At 63.6% G+C, this 24,551-nt stretch carries 6 protein-coding genes; 4 read left to right on the forward strand and 2 right to left on the reverse strand.

The window, feature by feature from the left end; all coding sequences use genetic code 11:
- Positions 1-327: 327 nt before the first annotated feature.
- The 4 genes from ACP4QI_RS16960 (at position 328) to ACP4QI_RS16975 (ending at position 21,349) form a co-directional block, all read left to right on the forward strand.
- Positions 328-16,503, forward strand: a complete 16,176-nt coding sequence (locus tag ACP4QI_RS16960; RefSeq protein ID WP_426495631.1) for a BapA/Bap/LapF family large adhesin — start codon at positions 328-330, stop codon at positions 16,501-16,503.
- Between the two features lie 76 nt (positions 16,504-16,579).
- Positions 16,580-17,980: a TolC family outer membrane protein gene (locus tag ACP4QI_RS16965; protein WP_142486792.1), complete on the forward strand. Its 1,401-nt coding sequence runs from the start codon at positions 16,580-16,582 to the stop codon at positions 17,978-17,980.
- Positions 17,977-20,169, forward strand: coding sequence for a type I secretion system permease/ATPase (locus ACP4QI_RS16970; RefSeq protein WP_142486793.1), 2,193 nt, complete (start codon positions 17,977-17,979; stop codon positions 20,167-20,169). The genes ACP4QI_RS16965 and ACP4QI_RS16970 overlap by 4 nt, the downstream gene beginning before the upstream one ends.
- A gap of 10 nt (positions 20,170-20,179) precedes the next feature.
- A complete protein-coding gene (locus ACP4QI_RS16975; RefSeq protein WP_142490014.1) occupies positions 20,180-21,349 on the forward strand; it encodes an HlyD family efflux transporter periplasmic adaptor subunit in 1,170 nt (389 codons plus the stop codon).
- Positions 21,350-21,650: 301 nt separating this feature from the next.
- On the opposite strand, the gene ACP4QI_RS16980 is transcribed toward ACP4QI_RS16975, so the two are convergent.
- Positions 21,651-21,923, reverse strand: coding sequence for a hypothetical protein (locus ACP4QI_RS16980; RefSeq protein ID WP_231313814.1), 273 nt, complete (start codon positions 21,921-21,923; stop codon positions 21,651-21,653).
- Positions 21,924-22,445: 522 nt separating this feature from the next.
- Positions 22,446-24,542, reverse strand: coding sequence for a pyrroloquinoline quinone-dependent dehydrogenase (locus tag ACP4QI_RS16985; RefSeq protein ID WP_426495632.1), 2,097 nt, complete (start codon positions 24,540-24,542; stop codon positions 22,446-22,448).
- Positions 24,543-24,551: the final 9 nt, after the last annotated feature.

The following is a 24,551-nucleotide window of genomic DNA, read 5'->3' on the forward strand; positions in this document are numbered from 1 at the left end:
CGCTAACCCTTTATTAACCGGTGCTTAATTTGCACTTTTAGTACTTTCTGGCTATATCAAATTTAGTCAATCCGAAATTGTTACCAATATTAAAGACAAGAATTTTACCGCCGAGAAATATATTCCCTATCGCCTTACCCCCCTGAATACCAAGGGCAAAATGTCGCTGCCACCATCGCTTTATCGGCAGCTATTAATAACTTTTAAATAATTACCCTGGGTCATTGTTGTAAATAAACAGTTTCCCTACGGGTGGCGCTCAATCCGCTCAATAGAAATGGCCTGAATAGCTCGCCATTTCATTGCACTCTGCCGGGAGTAATACACATGAGTAAAATCACTGTCATCTCCAAACTGACGCACAAGGAAACGGTAACAGACGGGTCTCAGGTTACGCTGAATGACTCCTCCATCGTTAAGATCAACGCCGAACGCGCCGACATTCTCGACTATGAACGCAGCGGTAACGACCTGATCGTTAAGCTGGCCGACGGCGAAACCCTGATACTCAAAAATTTCTTCGTCAGCGGTGAGCAGGGTATCAGCCAGCTGGTGCTGCAGGAGGATAACGGCGCCTTGTGGTGGATTGCCGATCCCATCGCGGCAGAGAGCTACCAGTCAATCGCCTCACTTGATGTCCTGCTGGCAGGCACCACTACCGCGTCGGCAGGTGAGGCGGCGATCTGGCCGTGGGCCCTGGGTGGCGTGGCGGTGGCAGGCGGCATTGCGCTGGCCGCAGGTGGCGGCGGTGGCGGTGGCGGTGGCGGGAGCGACGGGGACAGCAGCAATGGCGGTGGTGGTGACGGGGGCGGTAACGGCGGCAGTGACGGCGGCAATGGTACTAACCCGCCGCTGCCGGGCACCGACCCGAACGACACCACTCCTCCGGGCGCGCCCGGCAACCTCAAATTCTCAGCAGATGGCACGCAACTTAGCGGGAGCGCCGAAGCCAACAGCAGCATCACCATCACCGATGCCAACGGCAACGTGGTCGGCAGAGGCCAGACCAATAGCAACGGTGAGTTCACCGTCGATTTGGACAAGCCGTACACTAACGGTGAAACCCTGACCGCGACACCCACCGACGGTGCCGGCAACGTCGGTCCAGGCACCCCGGTGACCGCCGCCGATACCACCCCGCCGGAGGCCCCGGTCATCAACACCGTTGCCGACGATGTGGGCAGCGTAACCGGGTCGCTCACCAGCGGCCAGACGACCGATGACGCCCGCCCAACCTTTAGCGGCAGCGGCGAGGCAGGCAGCACCATCACGATTTACGACAACGGCACCGCCATTGGCACCGCGCAGGTCAACGGCGACGGCAGCTGGAGCTTCACCCCGGCCACCGCGCTGGGCGAAGGGGCGCACCAAATCACCACCCGGGCCACCGACGGCACGGGCAACACCGGACCGGCATCCCCGGCATTCAGCATCACCGTCGATACCACTGCTCCGAACGCCCCTTCCGGCGTGACGGTCAGTGACACCACCGGCACGCAACAGGGCGTGGTGACCGCCGGGCAAAGCACCGATGACAACCGCCCTGCCCTCAGCGGCACGGGCGAAGTGGGCAGCACCATCACGATTTATGACAACGGCCAGCCCGTGGGCCAGGCAACCGTCGGCACCGACGGCAAATGGTCCTTTACGCCAGAGACGCCGCTTGCCGATGGCGCACACGCCATCACCCTGACGGAGACCGATCTGGCGGGCAACACCAGCGCGCCTTCCGCCTCATTTGACTTTACCATTGACCGCACGCCGCCGGACCAGCCGACCATCACTCAAATCCCTAACGGCAACCAGGTCATCGGCACCGCCGAGCCAGGCAGCACCATCACCATCTTCAACTCGCTCGGCACGGTGATTGGCAGCGGCACGGCCGACGCTCGCGGCCAGTTCAGCGTTGACCTCAAGGAAGCGCAAGCCGTGGGGGATACCTTCACCGTGGTCGCCTCTGATGCTGCCGGGAACCCGAGCCAGCCAGCAACCGCCGTGGTGAGTGATATCACCCCGCCTGATGCGCCAACCGATCTTCAGATCTCTGCGGACGGCGCCACCGTCACCGGGAAGGCGGAAGCGGGCAGCACCGTTACCGTTCGCGATGGCGACGACGTGATCGGCGGAGGCGTCGCCGGCCCTGACGGCAGCTTCGAAATTATCCTCACCACCCCGCGCCGGAACGGGGAAGACCTGGCGGTTACCGCCACCGACCCAGCGGGCAATACCGGGCCGGAAGCCAACGTTATCGCTCCGGACGTGACCCCGCCGCAGGCCCCGGTCATCACCAGCATGGTGGATGACGTGGAGGCTGGCACCGGCGCGATCCTTGACGGGCAGGTTACCAATGACACCCGGCCGCTAATCACCGGTACCGGCGAGCCGGGTGCGACCATTAATATCTACAACGGCGAGATCCTGGTGGGTTCCGCCGAAGTGGATGCCGACGGCAACTGGTCCACCGAAGTGGAACTGAGCGGCGACGGCGGCTATGTCCTGACGGCACAAGCCGTGGACGGCAAAGGCAACCTCAGCGAATCTTCCAACAGCTGGAGCTTCATTCTTGATGCCACCCCACCGGCCACCCCGGCGATCGTCCAGGCGATCAACGATCTACCTGAGACCGCGGTAGTCATCGCTGACAACGGCACCACCAATGACAACCGCCCGACCCTGTACGGCACGGGTGAAGCAGGTTCGACCATCAGCATTCTGGTGGATGGCGTGGAGGTCGGCACCGCGCAGGTCGGCATCGGCGGGGAGTGGATCTTCACGCCTGACGCCGCCCTCGAGGATGGTTTGCATGAGATCACCACGGTGGCGAAGGATGCAGCCGGTAACAGCAGCCTCGCCTCCGGAACCTTTACCCTGACCATTGATACCGTGGCACCGGATGTCCCGGTGATTACCCGGGTCGTGGACAACACCGGCAGCATCACAGGCGACGTCACCAGCAATGTGCCAACCGATGAAACCCGGCCGGTGATCGAGGGGACGGGTCCGGCGAATTCGCAGATCAGCATCTACGAAGGCACCACCCTGCTCGGCACCACCATCAGCAATGGGGATGGCGCCTGGAGCCTTCAGCTCGGCACCCCGCTCGGTAACGGCACCCATGTCCTGACCGCCTCCGTCAGCGATGCGGTGGGCAACATCGCCACCTCTGACAGCTTTAATCTGGTGGTCGATACCCTGGCCCCGGGCACGCCGGGCATCCCGGCCATCACCGTTAATCCTGAGGGGGGCACGGAAGAGACCCTCACTTCCGGGGGCAGCACCCGCGACACCACCCCAACCCTGAGCGGTACCGGTACGGAAGGCGATATCGTCACCATCTACGACGGCACCACCAAAATCGGGGAAACCACTATTCCGCCGGGCGGCAACTGGACCTGGACCCCGCCAGCAGGTCTGCCAAATGGCACCTACGATCTCAGCCTGACCGTGACCAACAAAGACGGCGCGGGCAACGAAAGCGCCCCATCGCAACCGGTGTCCATCACCATTGATACCGAAGCGCCGGATCAACCTGACGTGCCGGTGGTCACCGATAACGTGAGCGAAATCACCGGCCCGGTGGGCAACAACGGTGCCACCAACGACACCCGTCCGGTGCTGAGCGGCACCGGCACGCCGGATGACGTGATCGGCATCTACGACCAGACCGCGACCGGTAACGTGCTGGTGGGCGAAGTGGTGGTCGACATCAACGGCAACTGGACCTGGCGCGCCGATGAGCCGCTGGCCCAGGGGACGCACGGCTTTACCGTTGTCGCCACCGACCCGGCGGGCAACGCCTCGGTGGTCTCGGACACCATCACCGTGACCGTTGATAGCCAGGCGCCGGAGATCCCGACGATCGCCAGCGTGAATGACACCCTTGCCGCGGGCAGCAGCACCAACGACACCACCCCAACCGTCACCGGGACCGGCGAAAACGGCACTACGGTGATCCTCTACAGCAACGGCGTCGAGGTGGGACGCGGCCTGGTCACCAACGGCAGCTGGTCCATCACCACGCCAGCGCTGAATGACGGCCCGACCACCCTGACGGTGGCGGCGCTGGATGCCGCCGGGAACGTCAGCGGCACCGGCAGCGACTTTGCCCTCACCATCGATACCGTGCCGCCGGGCAACCCGCAGCTGCTGGGGATCTCTGACAGCACCTTCGCCAACGGCACGCTGTACGCCAACAGCAGCACCCCGATCCTGAGCGGCACCGGGGAGCCGCTGAGCACCATCACCGTCTCCGTTGACGGCAATTCTCTCGGCCAGGTGCAGGTCGACGAGCAGGGGCAGTGGACCTTCCCGCTGCCGGCCGGCACTGAACTGCCGGATGACACCCACACCATCACCCTGGTGGCGAGCGACGCGGCGGGTAACACCAGCGAAAGCAGCCCGGTTAGCGTGGTGATCGACACTGACGCACCGGATGCGCCACTGGTCACCGGGATCGTCTCCGGCGGCACGCCGCTGAACGGCACCGCCGAACCGGGCTCCACCATTACGGTCCGTGGCCCGGGTGACGTGGTGCTGGGGACCGGCGTGACCAACGCCCAGGGGCAGTTCTCCATCGCCCTGACCCCGCCGCAAAGCGATGCGGTCACCCTCACACTGACCGCCAGCGATCCGGCGGGCAACGCCAGCGACCCGGCGACGACGTACGAGGTTCCGCAGACGCCTGCGCTGCCAGCCGTGCCGACAATCGACGCCATCCTTGATGACAACGGCACCGACGGCAACGTCAACGTCAAAGGCGGCAGCTCTAACGACACCACCCCGACCCTCACCGGTACGGCAATCCCGGGCAGTCTGGTCACGATTTACCTGGACGGCAGCACCACGGCGCTGGGCAACGTCACCGCCGACGCCACGACCGGTGCCTGGTCGTACCCGGTAGCCGCCCTGGCTGAAGGCAGCCACAGCTTCAGCGTGACCGCCACCTTCCAGGACCAGACCAGCGGCCAGTCACCGGCGGCGACGGTCAATATCGATCTCACCCCGCCGCAGGCTCCGGCCTTTGGTGCCGTGGTGGACGACGTGGGCCCGCTGACCGGTACGGTGGTCAGCGGTAGCCCGACCAACGATGGCCAGCCAACCTTCAGCGGCACGGCCACGCCGGGAGATGTGATCCGCCTTTACGCGGACGATACCCTGATCGGCACCGCCACGGTGGGCAACACCGGGGCCTGGAGCATTACCCTGACCGAACCGCTGGATGATGGCACCTACGCCCTGACCCTCAGCGCCACCGATCCGGCCGGGAACGAAAGCCCGCGTTCGGCGCCGTTCTCTCTGGTGGTGGATACCACCGCGGGCGAAGCGGTCATCACCGGGGCCAACGATGATGCGGGCCCGGTCACCGGCAACGTCGCCAACGGCGGCAGCACCAACGACAACACCCCGACCCTGTCGGGCACCGCAGAAGCCAACAGCAGCGTCGCTATCTACGACGGCATTAAGCTGATTGGCACCGTCACCGCCAGCGACACGGGTGCATGGAGCTTCACCCCGACCACCGTGCTGGCGGAAGGTCAGCACGTCTTTACCGCCGTCGCCACCGATAGCGCGGGCAACGTCAGCCCGATCTCCGGGGCGTATATCCTGACCGTCGACATGACCCCACCGGCCATCCCGGTGATCAGCAGCATCAACGACGACGTGGCGGGCAATACCGGCCCGCTGACTAACGGGCAAGTGACTAACGATGTGCGTCCGGAACTGACCGGTACCGGGGTGGCGGGTAGCACTGTCCACATCCTGGATAACGGTATCGAGATCGGCACCGCGCTGGTCAGCGCCAGCGGCAGCTGGAGCTTTATCCCGACCAGCGATCTGGCTCAGGGGCCGCACGATCTGCGCGTCAGCGCCACCGATGCCGCGGGCAACGTCTCCGGCACCTCGCCAGCGTTCTCGCTGAATATCGACACCACCGCCCCGCAGGCACCGATCCTGCTTACTGCGGTGGATGATGTCGGCACCGCGACTACCACCCTGAACAGCGGCGATACCACCAACGACGCGCAGCCAACCCTGACCGGCAGCGGCGAAGTTGGGGCCACCATCCACATCATTGTCGACGAGCTGGAGATCGGCACCGCGGTGGTTAACGCCTCGGGCAGCTGGACCTTCACCCCGGAAACGGCGCTGGATGAAGGCACCCGCAGCATCCGCTTTACCGCCACCGACACCGCCGGGAACACCGGGCCTGCCAGCGATCCGTTTATCCTGACGGTGGATACCCTGGCCCCGGCGGCACCAACGCTGACCGCCATCAGTGATAACGTGGGCCCCCTTCAGGATCCGATCACCACCTCCGGCCAGGCTACCGATGACGCCACACCAACGCTGACCGGCCAGGCCGAAGCCAACGCCACGGTGGCGATTTACGACAACGGAGCCCTCGTCGGCACCGTACAGGCCACCGAAACCGGCAGCTGGAGCTGGACGCCGGACAACGCCCTGACCGGCGGCAGCCACACCTTCACCACCACCGCCCTTGATGCGGCGGGCAACCTCAGCGAAACCTCGCCGGGCTTCACCCTGATCGTCGATACCCTGAAACCAACCCCGCCAACGATCGCCCTGGCGATTGACGACGTCGGCCCGGTGACCGGCCCGCTCACCAGCGGCCGCACCACCAACGACCCGCAGCCGGTGCTCACCGGCACCAGCGAACCGAACGCCCTTGTGCGGATTTTTGAAGGTGAGACCCTGCTTGGCGAAGGCCAGGCAGACAGCAACGGTAACTGGTCGATCGAGCTGGACACGCAGCTCAGCGATGCCCTGCACAGCTTCACGGCCGTGGCGATCGATGCCGCAGGCAACGCCAGCGATCCGTCCGCCACCTTCACCCTGACGGTGGATACGCTGGTACCTGTCGCCCCGGTGCTGGTCTCGGTTCTTGACGATGTCGGCACCGAAGTGGCCCTCACCAGCGGCCAGCTGACCAACGACGCCAGGCCGACCCTCAGCGGCACGGCGGAAGCGGGCACCACGGTGAACGTGTACGACGGCACTACCCTGCTGGGCAGCGCCACCGTCGGGGCGAACAACGCCTGGACCTTTACCCCGCAGAGCCCGCTGGCCGACGGGGAACATACCCTGACGGTGACCACTACCGACGCGGCGGGCAACGTCAGCCCGGCAACCAGCGGTTTCGTGATCAACGTCGATGCCACCGCCCCGGTCGCGCCAGCCATCACCTCGGTGGTGGATGACACCGGTTCGGTGCAGGGGCCAGTGCTCAACGGCAACCCGACCAACGACACCCGTCCAACCCTTAACGGTACCGCCGAAGCAGGCGCAACTGTTCGCATCTACGACGGCGAGACCCTGGTGGGCGAGACAACCGCTAACGCCGAGGGCCAGTGGACGCTGGATCAAACCAGCATCGCCCTCGAAGACGGGGAGCATAACTTCACCGCTACCGCCACCGATGCGGCGGGCAACCTCAGCGCGGCGTCGCCGGTGACCTCGATTACCGTCGACACTATCGCCCCGGGGGCCCCGGACAGCTTCACTATCCTCAATAACGGCAACACCCTCACCGGCCGCGGGGAAGCGGGCAGCACCATCACCGTGCGCGATGGCAACACGGTGATCGGCACCGGGGTCGTCAATGACACCGGTAGCTTCTCCATTACCCTCACCACGCCGAAAGCGAACGGGGAACTGCTGACGGCCACCGCTACCGACAGCGCCGGGAATAGTGGCGCAGAAGGCCAGTTCGTGGCGCCTGACACCACGCCTCCGGCCGTTCCGGTCATTACCGACGTGGTGGATAACGTGACCGCCGTCACCGGCACCATTACCGACGGACAGACCACCAACGATGCGACCCCGCTGATCCGCGGCACCGGCCCTGCCAATGCCACTATCCAGCTTTACAGCGGCTCGGATCTGGTCGGCACCACGCAGGTCAGCGCAGAAGGCACCTGGGAGATCCAGCTCACCACCGCCCTGCCTGACGGCGGCCACGTCCTGACGGCACAATCCGTGGACACCGCAGGCAATAACAGCGCCGCGTCCAACAGCTGGAGCATCGTGGTCGATGCCACCGCCCCGGACGCCCCGACGATCGTCAACGCGATCAACGATCTCTCCGGCAGCCCGGTAGCCATCGCTAACAACACCGCCACCAACGACAGCCGTCCGACCTTGAACGGCACCGGGGAAGCGGGCGCCACCCTCAGCATTCGGGTGGATGGCGTGGAAGTGGGCACCGCCGTGGTGGGCGCGGGTGGCGCGTGGACCTTCACGCCAGAGACCGCCCTCGCCGAAGGGCTACGCGCCATCACCGTGGTGGCGACGGATGCCGCCGGTAATACCGGCCTGCCGTCTGCGGCCTTTAACATCACCATTGATACCGTACCGCCGGCCGCCCCGGTCATCACCCTGGCCGTGGACAACACCGGCACCGTCACAGGCGACGTGGTCAGCAACCAGCCGACAGACGAAACCTTGCCGCTGATCCAGGGGACAGGCCCGGCCAACGCGCAGATTAGCCTCTATGAAGGCACCACCCTGCTCGGCACCGCCACCACCAGCCCGACGGGGGCATGGAGCGTGCAGCTGACGACTCCGCTGGGTAACGGCACGCACGCCCTGACCGCGACGGTCAGCGATGCGGCAGGCAACACCGCTACCTCCGGCACCTTTAACCTGGTGGTGGATAACGTTCCTCCTGCCACACCGGCTATCCCGGACATCACCGTCAACCCTGACGGCGAGGGAGAGACGGCCCTCACCGGCGGGGACAGCACCCGCGATACCCGGCCAACCCTGAGCGGCACCGGGAATGAGGGCGATCTTGTCACCATCTACGACGGCACCACCCCAATCGGCGAAACCACCGTTCAGCCTGGCGGAACCTGGACCTGGACGCCGCCAGCGGATCTGCCGAATGGGACCTATAACCTCGTCCTGATCGTGACCAGCAGCGACGGCGCGGGCAACGAGAGCGCCCCGTCGAATCCCGTAACCATCATCATCGATACCGAGGCCCCGGACGCACCGGGGCTGCCGGTGGTGACCGATAACGTCAGCGACATTACCGGCCCGGTGGGCAACGACGGTGCCACCAACGACACCCGTCCGGTACTGACGGGTACAGGCACCCCGGATGACACCATCAGCATCTACGACCAGACCACCACCGGTAACGTGCTGGTAGGCGAAGCGGTAGTGGACATCAACGGCAACTGGACGTGGCGTTCAGAGACGCCGCTGGCGGAGGGGTCGCACAGCTTTACCCTCACCGCCACCGACCGGGCCGGCAACGTCTCGGACGTGTCGGACGCCATGACCGTGACCGTCGACAGCCTGGTGCCGGCGATCCCGGTTATCAGTAGCGTGAATGACAACGTCGGGCCGGTCACCGGCAACATCGCAGCGGGCGGCAGCACCAACGATACCACCCCGACCGTCACCGGCACCGGGGAGAACGGCACCACCGTGATCCTCTACAGCAACGGCATCGAAGTGGGCCGCGGCCTCGTCAGCAACGGCAGCTGGACCATCACCACGCCGGTACTGAGGGATGGCGCGACCACCCTGACCGTGGCGGCGATGGATGCCGCCGGGAACGTCAGCGAGGCGGGCAGTAACTTTGCCTTCACTATCGATACTGTGCCGCCAGCGATCCCGCAGCTGCTGGATATCTCCAACAGTACCCTGGCCGGGGGCCAGCTCTACGCCAACAGCAGCACCCCGACCCTGAGCGGCTCCGGCGAGCCGCTGAGCACCATCACCGTCCTGGTCGACGGCCAGTCTCTGGGTCAGGTACAGACCAACGCCCAGGGACAGTGGACGCTGCCGATCCCGGGCGGTACGCCGCTGTCCGATAGCCCGCACACCGTCACCCTGGTGGCGAACGATGCCGCGGGCAATACCAGCCAAAGCGCGCCGGTGAACCTGATCGTTGATACCCAGGCGCCGGGTACGCCAGCGGTGACCGACATCGTCTCCGGCGGTACGCCACTGACCGGCACCGCCGAGGCGGGCTCCATCATCACCGTGACCGGCCCGGACAACGTGGTGCTGGGTACCGGCGTCACCAACGCCCAGGGGCAGTTCTCCGTGGCCCTGACCCCGCCGCAAAGCAGCGAGGTGACCCTCAGCCTGACCGCCAGCGACGTGGCGGGCAACACCAGTCTCCCGGCTACCTTTGAGGTTCCGGCGACGCCTGCGCTGCCGGACGTGCCGGTTATCGTCGCCATCCTTGATGACAACGGCACCGGCGGCAGCGTCAACGTCAAAGGCGGCAGCTCCAACGATGCCACCCCAACCCTGACCGGGACGGCGATCCCGGGCAGCCTGGTCACGATTTATCTGGACGGCAGCACCACGGCGCTGGGCAGCGTCACCGCCGATGCCACCACCGGCGCCTGGTCGTTCCCGGTCTCCGCCCTCGGGGAAGGCAGCCACAGCTTCAGCGTGACCGCCACCGTCGACGGCCAGACCAGCGGCCAGTCGCCAGAGGCGACGGTAAATATCGATCTCACGCCACCGGCTGCGCCTGTATTTGGCACCCTGGTGGATGACGTGGGTACCGTCACCGGGGCCGTGGTCAGCGGCAGACCAACCAATGACAGCCAGCCGGTCCTGAACGGCACGGCAACGCCGGGGGATGTGATTAATGTGTATTCCGGCGATACCCTGCTGGGGAACGTCACGGTAAGCGCCACCGGGGCCTGGAGCTTTACCCTGCCTCAGGCGCTGGATGACGGCACTTACACCCTGACCCTCAGCGCCACCGATCCGGCCGGCAACGAAAGCCTGCGCTCGGATCCGTTCTCGCTGGTGGTGGATACCGTGGCCGCTGCGCCGGTTATCACCGGGGCCAACGATGACGTGGGCCCGGTCACCGGCAACGTGGTCAGCGGCGGCGTCACCAACGACAACACCCCGACCCTGTCGGGCAGCGCGGAAGCAGGCAGCAGCGTCGCCATCTATGAAGGCAGCAGACTGCTCGGCACCGTGCTGGCCAACGCCAGCGGGATCTGGAGCTTCACCCCAACGGTGGTACTGGCAGAGGGCGAACACAGCTTTACCGCTATCGCCACCGACACCGCAGGCAACCTCAGCCAGGCCTCCGGGGCGTACACCCTGACCGTCGACATGACGCCACCGGCCACCCCGGTGCTGGTCAGCGTTAATGACGACGTGGCGGGCAATACCGGCCCGCTGACCAGCGGCCAGCTCACCAACGATGCCCGTCCGGAACTGACCGGTACCGGCGTGGCGGGCAGCACCGTGCATATCCTGGACAACGGCCAGGAGATCGGCACCGCGCGGGTGGACGACAGCGGTAACTGGCGCTTTACTCCGACCGGCGATCTGGCCCAGGGGCCGCACGAACTGCGCATCAGCGCCACCGATGCCGCAGGTAACGTCTCGGGCACCTCCCCGGCCTTCTCGCTGAATGTTGATACCGTCGCCCCGCTGGCTCCGGTACTGACAGGCGTGGTGGATGATGTCGGGACCCTCACCGGTGCGGTGAACAACGGTGGCGTCACCGACGACAACCGCCCAACCTTTAACGGCACCGGCGAAGCAGGCTCCACGGTTCGCATCCTCGTTGACGGACAGGAGATCGGCACCGCGGTGGTCAACGCCACGGGCAGCTGGACCTTCACGCCGGAAACCGCCCTTGAGGACGGGCTGCGCAGCGTGACCCTGACCGCCACCGATCTCGCCGGAAATACCGGCCCTGTCAGCGGGGCCTTTACCCTGACGGTGGATACCCAGGCACCAGCCGTACCGACCATCCTCGCGGCCGCCGACAACGTGGGCCCGATCCAGACCCCGCTCACCGTCTCCGGCCAGGTCACCGACGACACCACCCCAACCCTGTCGGGCAGCGCTGCCGCCAACGCCACGGTCACCGTCTATGACAATGGCGTCTTCCTCGGCAGCGTGCAGGCCAGCGCCGCTGGCGAGTGGAGCTTCACGCCGGAAAACGCGCTGAGCAACGGCAGCCACATCTTCACCGCCAGCGCCAGCGATGCGGCAGGCAACCTCAGCGAGGTCTCGGCGGGCTTCACGGTGATTGTCGATAGCCTCAAACCGCTCGCCCCGGTCATCACCCTGGCCCAGGACGACGCTGGCACCCTCACCGGCGCCCTGACCAGCGGTCAGCGCACCGATGACACCCTGCCGGTGCTCACCGGCACCAGCGAACCGAATGCCCGGGTGCAGATCTTTGAAGGCGAGACGCTGCTGGGCACCGCCACCGCAGACAGCAGCGGCAACTGGTCGATTCCGCTGACCACGCCGCTCACCAACGCCACCCACAACTTCACCGCGGTGGCGACGGATGCGGCAGGCAACATCAGCGATCCGTCCGCCACCTTCACCCTGACGGTGGATACCCTGCCGCCAGCGGTACCGGTGCTGGTCTCGGTGGTGGATGATGTCGGCACCGTGGTGTCTCTCACCAGCGGCCAGCTGACCAACGACGCCAGACCGACCCTCAACGGCACGGCGAAAGCAGGCTCGACGGTGAACATCTATGACGGCAATCTGCTGCTGGGCAGCGTGGTAGCCGACGCCAACAGCGCCTGGAGCTTTACCCCAACCACGCCGTTGGCCGACGGTCAGCACGCCCTGACGGTGACCGCCACCGACGCGGTGGGCAACGTCAGTCTGTCGACTGCGGCCTTTAACCTTAACCTCGATGCCACCGCTCCGGGCGCGCCGGTCATCACCTCGGTGGTGGATGACATCGGCACGATCCAGGGCCCGGTGATCGGCGGCAATCCGACCAACGACAACCGTCTGACCCTCAACGGCACCGCCGAAGCCAACGCCGTGGTGCGCATCTACGACGGTACCACCCTCGTGGGCCAGGTGACGGCCAACGCCCAGGGTCAGTGGACCCTGCCGCAGACCACCACCGTTCTTACCGACGGGGTGCATAACTTCACCGCTACCGCCACCGATGCGGCGGGCAACCTCAGCGCGGCCTCACCGGTCGCGTCGGTCACCGTGGATACCGTCGCCCCGGGGGCGCCTGGCGCCTTCACCGTGCTCGAGAGCGGCGGCCGGGTCAACGGCACCGCCGAGGCGGGCAGCACCGTGACCATTCTCGGCACCGACAACGTGACGGTGCTGGGTACCGGCATCGCCGACGCCAGCGGGAGGTTCAGCATTGCGCTCTCCACGCCGCAGGTTAACGCTGAGCTGCTGCACGTCTTTGCCACCGACCGGGCCGGAAACGCAGGTCTGGCGGTGGATCTGAGAATGCCGTACTCGCTGGTGCCGAACCCACCGGTCATCGCCAGCGTCAACGACAACGCGGGCAGCATCATCGGCAACCTGCTGAACGGGCAAGTCACGGACGACACCACCCCAACCCTGACCGGGACCGCGCAGCCGCTCTCCACCATCACCCTGTATGACAACAACGTGCTGTTAGCCACGGTGACCACCAACAGCGCGGGGATCTGGACGTATACCCCAACCGTGCCGCTGGGTAATGGCAATCACGCCTTTACCGCCACCGCGGGCAACGCGGTCGGCACCAGCCCGGCCACGCCGCTGAGCTCGATTGTGGTGGATACCGTCGCCCCGGGCACGCCGCAGGGGACCTTTAACGCCGACGGCAGCGTGCTGAGCGGGACCGCCGAAGCGGGCAGCACCATCACCCTGCTCCTGAGCGATAACAGCGTGGTGACTACCACCGCCAACGCCCAGGGCAACTGGAGCTACACCTTCCTCGACAAGCAGTCCGAAGGGGAGCGGATCACCCTCTCTGCCACCGATGCGGCGGGTAACACCTCCGCCACCGGGACGGTGATTGCGCCAAACCTGCCGCTGTCGGCCAGCGACAACGTGGTGGGGCTGGATCTGACCACTAACGCCACCGTCAGCACTGCCCAGTACAGCGACTATGGCGTCCAGCTGGTAGGCGGCGTCGGCAACGTGCTGTCGCTGCTGGGGGATAACTCCGCCCAGGTGACCTTCACCGTACCTACCGGCGGCAGCGCGGATATGGAGATCAACGCCAGCGCCACCGGTATTGTGCTCTCCCTGCTCAACACCCTGGAGATCGTTGTTCAACGCTGGAACGGCACCACCTGGACCACTGAGGTAGATACCGGCCTGCCGCAGTTCGCTAACCTGCTGACCCTCGGCGCCAGCGGCGTGACCCTGAACCTGACCGGCCTGCCGGGCGGGCAGTATCGCGTCCTGAGCTACAACACCAACCTGCTGGCGACCGGGTCGTACACCAGCCTTGATGTGGACGTCACGCAAACCACCGCGGGCACCCTGACCGGTACCCTGGTGCAAAACGGCAACGTCATCACCGATACCGATCCGGTAAGCGGCAGCGACAGCGCCCCGAACGGCACGGTAGTCACCAGCGTCACCAACGCCAACGGCATCACCACCAACGTGGCGTCGGGCGCGGCGGGCACTACCATCAACGGGCTGTACGGCACCCTGACCCTGCACGCTGACGGGAGCTACACCTACACCCTGACCGACACCCGCGCCACGGTGCTGGGCCGGACCGATACCTTCACCTACAACATCGCCGGGAAAGGGGCCACGGACGACGCCCGACTGATCATCACCCTCGGTGAAAACACGGTGCGAAACAGCGTCACGGCGGTGGACGATACCGCCTCGCTGACCTTCAACACGCAGGTACAGGCCATCGACTACGGTCCATCGAGCCAGAGCGGCTTTACCGTGGTAGGCGTCAACCTGGGTAACGTGCTGAACCTCAACCTGCTGGACGATCGCAGCGAAACCATGAAGTACAGCGTGGAGGAGGGCACCACCCGCACCATGACCATCCAGGGAAGCGTTGGTGGGGTCGCGCTGGCCTCGGTGTTTGACCTGTATATCTACAAGTTCAACCCGGCGACCCAGAGCTACGAACGGATGCGCACCGAGGCAGGCTGGCTGCGGGCGCCGCTGCTGGGCGGCACCTCGGCACCGCTGACGCTGACCCTGCCGGCGGGTGAATATCTCTTCCTGATGAACACCGCGGCGGGGATCACGGTGCTGACCGGCTACAGTATCAACATCCTGGAAGATCATGTTTATGCCGTTTCCAGCATCGCCGCCGCCACGACCGGCGACGTGTTGCAGAGTGACGTGGTGCCGGCCGGCACGCTCGTCACCCAGGTGAACGGTATTAACGTTAACGCCACCGGCACCACGCGTATCGAAGGGCAGTACGGCGACCTGGAGATCGACGCACAGGGGAAATACACCTATACCCTGCGCAACGGGGTGGGCGCCGACCTGATCAGCACGCCGGACACCTTCGTCTATACCGTGACGGCACCGAATGGCGATAAGGACACCGCCTCGCTGAACATCACCCCAACGCCGGTGCCGCTGGATGCGGTCAGTGACGTCAGCGATGCGCTGGTCTTCGAAACCACCTCGCAGGTCGCAGCCTATCGTGATGATTCGGTGGGTAGCGCGAACTGGAACGCGGCCCTGCTGGCCTCTACCTCGGGCAGAGGGAGCGGCGAGTTTGTGGTGGCGGCCAACACCGCCCTGCATGACGTCGTGCTCCACTTCAACGTCGCCTCGCTGCTGTCGCTGGGCGGCCTGAGCGTGAACTGGACCATTACCGGGGCAGGGGTGACCAGAACCGGCTCCTTCAACGGCGGCCTGCTGCTGGGGGGCACAGCCACCATTAACCTCCCGGATCTGGATCTGAATGCCGGGACCTACACCCTGAGCTTTACCGGGTCTATGGGCCCGCTGGGGTTAGGCCAGATCTCCATCACCCCTTACGTCACCGGTACCACCGTGTTCCTGAACAGTGAGCTCACCACTGCGGGCCACACCGTCACCGGCAATATCTTTGACGGCTCGGATTCGGGCGGCGTGCTGGATCAGCTCCATTCGGTGGACAGCCGTCTGAGCATCACCAGCTATACCGGCACCGTCACCACCCTGGATCCGTACACCACCGCCACGGCCACCGCCAACATTCAGGGGCATTACGGCGTGCTGAACATCGGGGTGGATGGGCATTACACCTACACCCTCAACAGCGGCGTCTCGCTGGCCTCGATGACCACGAAGGAGACCTTTACCTACAAACTGACCGGCGACAACGGCACCACCGATACCGCGACCCTGACCATCGACATGGCACCGAAGTTTGTCAGCTCCGAGCATAGCGATACCTTCACCGGTAGCGCCTATGGCGACACGCTGATTTACGAGGTGCTGAACAACACGGCGGGTAACGGTACGGCGGGCAACGGCAGCAACGACCACTGGACCAACTTCTCCCTGGCGCAGGGAGACAAGATCGACATCAGCGATCTGCTGGTGGGCTGGAACGGCAGCAGCGCAACGCTGGGTAACTATCTGCATGTCACTAACAGCAATGGCAATACCGTGATCTCCGTCGACCGAGACGGAGCGGCAAATATTTACACCAATACTACACTGGTAACATTGGATAACGTTCAGACAACCTACGAGGAGCTGGTTAACCAACAACACATCATCACCGGATAGCGCTAATAACAAGACCCGGGCGCACGTCGCCCGGGCTTAACATTATAAAGTTGTTCAGTTTTTTAGGGATAATGCCATGAACAAAGTACCTTGCTGGTGGCTGGGGTGCTGCCTGTTGTCCGGGCACGCCCTGGCGGCCGACTCGCCTGCGGTCATTAATTTTGGGCAATTAAGCGAAAACCAGGAGCTGCCCTCTCTGAATGGACGGGTCGCCCTGCCGACAAGCCAGGCCGCGCCCGGCACCTTAACCCTGGGCGATGCGGTGACACGCGCCGTTAACTGGCACCCCACCATTCGCGAAGCGGTGGGCAAACTCTACGAACAGATCCAGCAGGTCGACGTCGCCAAATCGAAGTACTACCCGCAGATCAGCGCCGGCATCAACAACGGCTACAGCAATAACTCCAGCGACACCGGTTTTACCCCCTCCGTGGTGCTCTCCCTCTCCCAGATGCTCTATGACTTCGGCAAGGTCGCCAGCCAGGTGCGGGCCGAAGACGCGGGCGTGGTCCAGCAGCAGGCCAACGTGCTGCTGAGCATTGATACCATCGCCCGGGATACCGCCACCGCGCTGGTGCAGGTGCAGATGTGGCAGCAGATGGTGGAGACCGCCGAAGAGCAGCTTGAGGCGCTGAGCAGCATCGGCACGCTGACGCGCCAGCGCAATGACGAAGGGGCCACCTCGCTCTCCGACGTGGTGCAGACCGACGCCCGTATCGAAGGGGCGCGCTCGCAGCTGATGCAGTATCAGGCGAATCTCGACAGCGCCCGCGCCACGCTGATGAGCAACCTCGGCTGGAGCAACCTCAACGCGGTCAGCAACGCCTTCCCGGCTAAACTGGCCCAAAGCTGCGACATCAAGGAGCCGGATGACCGGCTGGTGCCCGCGGTGCTTTCTTCCTGGGCACAGGCCAACGTGGCCCAGGCGAATCTCGACTACGCCAACGCCCAGATGACCCCCACCGTCTCGCTGGAGCCGGAGGTTCGCCACTACATAAACAATCGCTACCCCGGTCACGACACCCTGGATAAAACCCAGTACAACGTGTCGGTCAACGTCGAGATGCCCATCTACCAGGGCGGCGGCCTGAGCGCCCGGCGCAACGCCGCCAGCCACGCGGTGGAGGCGGCCCAGTCCAACGTGCAGCGCACCCGGCTGGATGTGCGGCAGAAACTGCTGGAGTCCAAAAGCCAGGTGATGAGCCTGATGAGCACCCTGCAAATTCAGTCCCGCCAGGAGACCCTCAGCCAGCGCACCCGCGAACTCTATCAGCAGCAGTATCTGGATCTCGGCTCCCGCCCGCTGCTGGACGTGCTGAACGCCGAGCAGGAGGTCTTCCAGACTCGCTTTACCCAGTGGCAAACCGCCGGACAGCTGCATCAGCTGCAGATCAACTGCCTGTATAACACCGGGCGGATGCGCAACGCCTTCGACCTTGAAAACCACACCATTCAGTCAGTGGAGATCCAGCCATGACGCGAGACGATATCCTTCACGAGGAGCCACTGACGCAGGAGGCGCTGGAGCACTGGGCGCAGGCGTTTGGCTATGTCGCCACCCGCTACCGGGTGGCCTGCTCCCCGGGCGCGCTGGTGGCCGGTGCCCCCTGGCTGCAGGGGAAAAGCAAAACCCCGGCCCTCACCGGGCTGGCCCGCGAGGCAGGGCTCTCCTTTCGGCTGCTGAGCAACGGCGAAGAGTCCATCAACAGTTGGCGTCTGCCGGTGGTGGTGGAGCTAAACGACGGCAAGATCGGGGTGATTGAACATTTCGACGGCGAAGACATGCTCGACGTCTGCTTCTTTGACGGCAAGGCGCAGACCAACCGCATCTCGCTGGCGAAGCTGCTGCCGGCCATTCATCAGGTGGTGGCCCTGCGCCCGCTGGCGGCGTTGAAAGACAGCCGCGTGGATGCCTATATCTCAAAGTACCGCCCGGACTGGCTCTACCGCCTGGTGATGCGCGACCTGCGCCCCTACACCTACGTAATGCTGGCGGCGCTGTTCATCAACCTGCTGTCGCTGGCCGGAATTTTGTTCTCGATGCAGGTCTATGACCGGGTGATCCCGGCTCAGTCCTACCCTACCCTGTACGTGCTGACCATCGGGGTGCTCATCGCCACCCTGTTCGGCTTTATCCTGCGTCTCGCCCGCAGCCACATTATGGACCTGCTGGGAAAACGCGCTGACCTGCGCGTGTCGGACCGGGTGTTCGGCCATGCCCTGCGCCTGCGCAACAGCGCGGTGCCCCGCTCCACCGGCAGCTTTATCTCCCAGCTGCGCGAGCTGGAGCAGATCCGCGAGATGGTGACCTCCTCGACCATCTCCACCATTGTCGACCTGCCCTTCTTCTTCCTCTTTGTGGGGGTGCTGGCGATCATTGCCCCGTCGCTGGCGTGGATCGCCCCGGTGGCGGCGGTGCTGATGGTGCTCCCGGGCCTGCTGCTGCAGAAAAAGCTGGCGGCGCTGGCAAAGCAGGCGGCTCATGAATCGACCCTGCGCAACGCCGTGCTGGTGGAGAGCGTGCAGGGGCTGGAGGACATCAAGCTGATGCAGGCGGAGAACCGCTTCCTGCAACAGTGGAACAGCTACGTTCAGATCACCGCCGAGTCGGGCCTGAAGACCCGCGAGCTGACCCAGGGCCTGATCAGCTGGGGGATGACCATTCAGAGTCTGGTCTACACCGCGGTGATTGTGGTGGGCGCCCCGATGGTGATCGAAGGCGAGATGACCACCGGTGCGGTGGTGGCCGCCTCGATGCTGGCCTCGCGGATGATCGCCCCGATGGCAACCCTGTGCGGTGTGCTGGCCCGCTGGCAGCAGGTCAAGGCCGCCAAAGAGGGGCTGGACAACATCATGCAGCTGCCGACCGAGAACCAGCGTGAAGAGACGCCGATCCGCCAGGACGTGCTGCGCGGCCACTACCTGTTCGATCAGGCGCAGTTCGCCTACGCGGGCGACGCGCAAAACCCGGCCCTGCGCATCAACCGGCTGGAGATCAAACCCGGCGAGCACGTGGCGATCCTGGGCCGTAACGGCGCGGGCAAATCGACCCTGCTGCAGGCGATGGTGGGCGGTATGGATCTGGTCGGCGGCGAGCTGCGGCTCGACAACCTCAGCCTGCCCCATCTCGACATGGCGGACGTGCGCCGCAACGTCGGCCTGATGAGCCAGAACGCGCGGCTGTTTTACGGCACCCTGCGCGAAAACATCACCCTCGGGATGCCGCGCGCCACCGACGAAGAGATTTTTGCCGTGCTGGAGATGTGCGGCGCGGCCACCTTTGTGCAGAAGCTGGCGAAGGGGCTGGACCATCCGATCATGGAGAACGGCGTCGGGCTCTCTGGCGGCCAGCGCCAGTCGATTTTGCTGGCACGTATGTTCCTGCGCGATCCCAACGTCGTCCTGCTGGACGAACCTACCGCCTCGCTGGATGAGCATACCGAACGCGAGTTTATCCAGCGCCTGAGCCAGTGGCTGGGCAACCGGACCCTGATCGTCGCCACCCACCGGGTGCCGATGCTGGAGCTGGTGGAGCGCGTGGTGGTGCTGAAAGAGGGAATGCTGGTGATGGATGCGCCGAAAGCCCAGGCGCTGAGCAACAGCCGGATGCAGCAGCAACAGCAGGCGAATGGCCGGGAGTGGAAAAATGAAAATCAATCAGCATGATGCCGCCGCGATGGACGACCTGGATAACGCCCTCGGCTCCGAGAGCGGCTATACCGGGGCCAGAAGCATTGTGATCTTCAGCCTGCTGCTGTTTGTCGTCGCCGGGGTGTGGGCGTGGTACAGCATTCTCGACGAGGTCTCCACCGGCACCGGGAAGGTGATCCCCAGCTCCCGCGAGCAGGTGTTACAGTCCCTCGACGGCGGGATCCTCGCCGAGCTGAAGGTCCACGAGGGGGATCAGGTGCAGGCCGGCCAGGTGCTGGCGCGCCTCGACCCGACCCGCTCCGAATCCAACGTCGGTGAAAGCGCCGCCCGCTACCGGGCGTCGCTGGCCTCCAGCGCCCGTCTGCATGCGGAGGTGAACGATCTGCCGCTCACTTTCCCACCCGAGCTGGCGAAATGGACCGACCTGATCGCCGCCGAAACCCGGCTCTACAACTCCCGCCGCCAGCAGCTGGAAGACTCGCGCCGCGAGCTGCGCCAGGCGCTGGAGCTGGTTAACGCGGAACTCGCCATCACCCAGCGACTGGTGAAAACCGGCGCCGCCAGCCACGTCGAAGCCCTGCGCCTGCAGCGTCAGAAGAGCGATCTGGAGCTGAAACTCACCGACCTGCGCTCGCAGTATTACGTCCAGGCCCGGGAGGCGCTGTCCAAATCCAATGCCGAAGTGGATATGGTCTCGGCGGTGCTGAAAGGGCGTGAGGACTCGGTCACCCGCCTGACGGTAACCTCTCCGGTGCGCGGTATCGTGAAGAACATCAAGGTGACCACCATCGGCGGCGTGATCCCGCCGAACGGCGAGATGATGGAGATTGTGCCGGTGGACGACCACCTGCTGATTGAGACTCGCCTGTCGCCGCGCGATATCGCCTTTATCCACCCCGGCCAGAAGGCGCTGGTGAAGATCACCGCTTACGATTACGCCATCTACGGCGGGCTGGACGGCGTGGTGGAGACCATCTCGCCGGATACCATCCAGGATGAGGCCAAACCGGAAGTGTTCTATTACCGGGTATTTATCCGCACCAGCCAGGATTACCTGGTCAACAAAGCGGGCCGGCACTTCTCCATCGTCCCGGGGATGATTGCCACGGTGGATATCAAGACCGGCGAGAAATCGGTGATGGATTATATGATTAAGCCGTTCAACCGGGCGAAAGAGGCGCTGAGGGAAAGATAGTGTTTACCCTCTCCTTTTGAGAGAGGGCTGGTGTGAACCGGAAGTATTGCCGGGTGGCGGCTACGCCTCACCCGGCCTGAAACAACACCGTCCAACGCTTCACGGTATCAGCTATGTGCGTCAGGATGGATCTGCATGCTCAATCAGTCGCGTAAGCGCTTTGAAAACATCCTGTCCTGCGCCAAATCAAGGGTCGAACTGTAGCGAATCCTGGGTGCATTTGCGCTGGATAGCTTCAGGTAAGTAGAGACGAAAGAATTAATGGGTTTGCCGCAGGAGATAGAATGCCGGGTCATACTTATTAGCGGATAAACTTATCCCGATAATAGCGGCGAGCAACATAAACCGCGATATTCCCGTATATGAAGCCGCCCAACCCGCCTGATATTATCAGGCCCGGCGTACCATAATAAGAAGAGCCTGCCCCCACGCACAGACCACAGATCAGCAGTCCACACCATGTTTGCCAGTGACGAAAAATGAGTTTATACGCGCTTCGCCAGCGCTTGCCGCGCTCCTGAAACGTAAGATGTGAAAGTTCAGGAATGCTTTTTAACGTCCAGTAGATTTTCATCCGCGCCTCCATGTCGAGGAAAGCATTGAGTCTTGCTTAATCCGCTATCAGGCTCATGCATACTCTATGAATCAAAAAAAGGACGCCATCCGGTGAAGTAGCGTCCCTGAGCGTCCAGGATATAAAGGCTAACCTTCATATTTATCCTTTCATAGTATCTATCGTTGTTCACCTGCCAAATATGGTACCGAAGCGCTGATATTCTGCGGTGAAGCGTTCAGAGCCAAAGCGACGCGGCAAATCGGGTCGTTAACCTTTGATGAGTTTCGGGGTTGCACGGTCGATGCCCTCGCCCACCGGGGCGTAGGATCCCCGGTAAGCTGTTCACCAGCCTGCATCCCTGCAGGCTATGCCCTCCCGGCGCGTCCCTGCGCTTCGCCCCGGCCTTCCGAATACGCTTTGGCGAGGTTCAGCCGAACCAGGGCGCCGCTGTAGGCCATTTATTATCAGTGAGTTATTCCATTGCGTTAAAGGCAATAAAATTACCGGGGATAATTCAGCCCTTGGGGTATGTGAACGGCATTATTCAGGCAATGCGTACACCACCACCTGATCGCCCACCTGATCCTTCAGGATAGTATTCCCGCCTGCGACGAACGCCACATACTGACGGCCTTTGTACTCATAGACCGACGGGTTCGCTACCGCAGGGGCTTCAACCTGATCGGCCCACAGCTCTTCACCGCTCTCAACAGAGTAGGCGCGCACTTTGGCATCCATCGAGGCACCGATAAAGATCACGCCCCCCGCCGTCACCGCCGGGCCGCCAATGGTCGGTGAACCCCAGCTTTCCGGCATAAAGAAGCCATACTGCTGCGATGCGCCAACAGGACGACGCCACTTCACATCACCGGTATGCATATCCAGCGCCACGATTTCACCAAACGGCGGCTTCCAGCACGGCATACCCAGCCAGTTATTCGCCACCATCAGGCGCAGACCATAAGGTGCCCCTTCCTGAGGCGCAAAACCGCTCTCATTCCCGGCGCTTTTATCCGCTTTATCGTAATCTTCACGGCTGTAGAGCTTCACGTACTGCACGATATGGGAAGTGTTAACGATAGCAATCTGCTTGTGTGGATCGAACGCCACCCCGCCCCACTGTACGCCGCCGGCGCTGTCCGGATAGGTGAGCGTGCCTTCGCCTTTGGTGACAGGCGGCGTGTACATGCCGTCATAGGTGAGATTGTCCCACAGGCGAGTACACTGCCCGGCACCGACGACATCCGCCAGCTTCCAGATCTCTGGTTTTTTCGACTGATCGAGCAGCGGCGCAGGTTTCGTCGGGAAAGGTTGCGTTGGCGAGAGAACTTCGCCCTGCACCGAACCATCGCCCTGCGGTACCGGACGCTCTTCGATAGGCCAGACGTCTTCGCCCGTCAGACGGTTAACCACAAACAAAAAGCCCTGCTTGGTGGCCTGAATCAGCGCCGGGATCTGCTTACCGTTTACGGTGATATCCATCAGCGTCGGCGCAGAGTTGATATCGTAATCCCACACGTCGTGGTGCACCCACTGACGAGACCAGACGACTTTACCGGTGTTGATGTCCAGCGCGGTGGTAGAGGTGCCGAGTGGAATAGGATCGACGCGGTTGCCACCCCAGTAGTTGGGGGACGGAGATGAAACCGGGAGATAGACCAGGCCGTTGGCCTCATCGGCGGACATGTGCGTCCAGACGTTGGCCGTCCCGGTACGTTGGCGGATCTCAGCCGGGATCGCATCAAAGGTCCATTCGCGCTCGCCGGTGCGGGCATTGATGGAAAATACGCTGCCCGGAGGCGCTTCGGCATAGGCCCAGTCTTTACCGGCCCAGCCCACAATCAGATGGTCGCCCACGACGGTCGGCGGCTGCAGGATAGATAGCGGGTACTTGGCATTAACCGTGTTCCACTGATTGATGTCCAGCACGCCATTGTCCGCAAAGCCGCTGCACGGCTTGCCGGAATCGGCATCCAGCGCGAAGAGCTTACCGTCAACGGTGCCCATATAAACCATCTTCTGACACGCCTCTCCGGCGACCGGATCTTTTGCCTGCCAGTAAGAGACGCCGCGGTTTTTCAGCACCGGCTGGGTCAGCGCCTTGCGTGACGATTTGGTGTCATAGTGCCACTTCTCTTTACCCGTGCCCGGATCCAGCGCAATCAGGCGATCGAAAGGGGTACCGATGTAGAGCGTCTCATTTGCGAAGATGGGCGTGGCGGACCAGACGGTAGCCGGGGTGTCGCCTTTGCCATCCGAGACGTCGCCGGTATGGAACTCCCAGACTTTTGTTAATTTACCGACGTTATCCGCCGTAATCTGCGTCAGCGGACTGTATTTCTGCGCGTTAAGCTGCCCATGGAAACTGTCCCAGGTGGCCGCAGAGGGCACCAGCGGGGACGCAGGTTGCTTGACCGACGCGGCTTTCTCTCCGCCTTCCTGACCGGTTGATGCCTCGTCAGTGGTTTTTGTGGTGCCCGGCGCCTGCTGATCGGCCGCGTCCACATTAAGCTCTTCCTGAGTCCCCTGAGAGGCTTCAGCGGCTTTATCCTGCGCCTGCAGCGAGAGTGGAGTAACCAGCAGCGCCAGCGCTGTCATGCTGACCTTAAAGACGGAATAGTGTTTATCGTTATGCACGGGTGGCTC

This window comes from Leclercia sp. TB492, assembly GCF_049974505.2.
GTDB lineage: Bacteria > Pseudomonadota > Gammaproteobacteria > Enterobacterales > Enterobacteriaceae > Enterobacter > Enterobacter adecarboxylatus_C.

Excerpts from the sequence above, each read along its gene's own strand:
- ACP4QI_RS16970 (WP_142486793.1), top strand. The coding sequence starts at position 17,977 with ATGACGCGAGACGATATCCTTCACGAGGAGCCACTGACGCAGGAGGCG.
- ACP4QI_RS16975 (WP_142490014.1), top strand. The coding sequence starts at position 20,180 with ATGGACGACCTGGATAACGCCCTCGGCTCCGAGAGCGGCTATACCGGG.
- ACP4QI_RS16980 (WP_231313814.1), bottom strand. The coding sequence starts at position 21,923 with ATGAAAATCTACTGGACGTTAAAAAGCATTCCTGAACTTTCACATCTT.
- ACP4QI_RS16960 (WP_426495631.1), top strand. The coding sequence starts at position 328 with ATGAGTAAAATCACTGTCATCTCCAAACTGACGCACAAGGAAACGGTA.
- ACP4QI_RS16965 (WP_142486792.1), top strand. The coding sequence starts at position 16,580 with ATGAACAAAGTACCTTGCTGGTGGCTGGGGTGCTGCCTGTTGTCCGGG.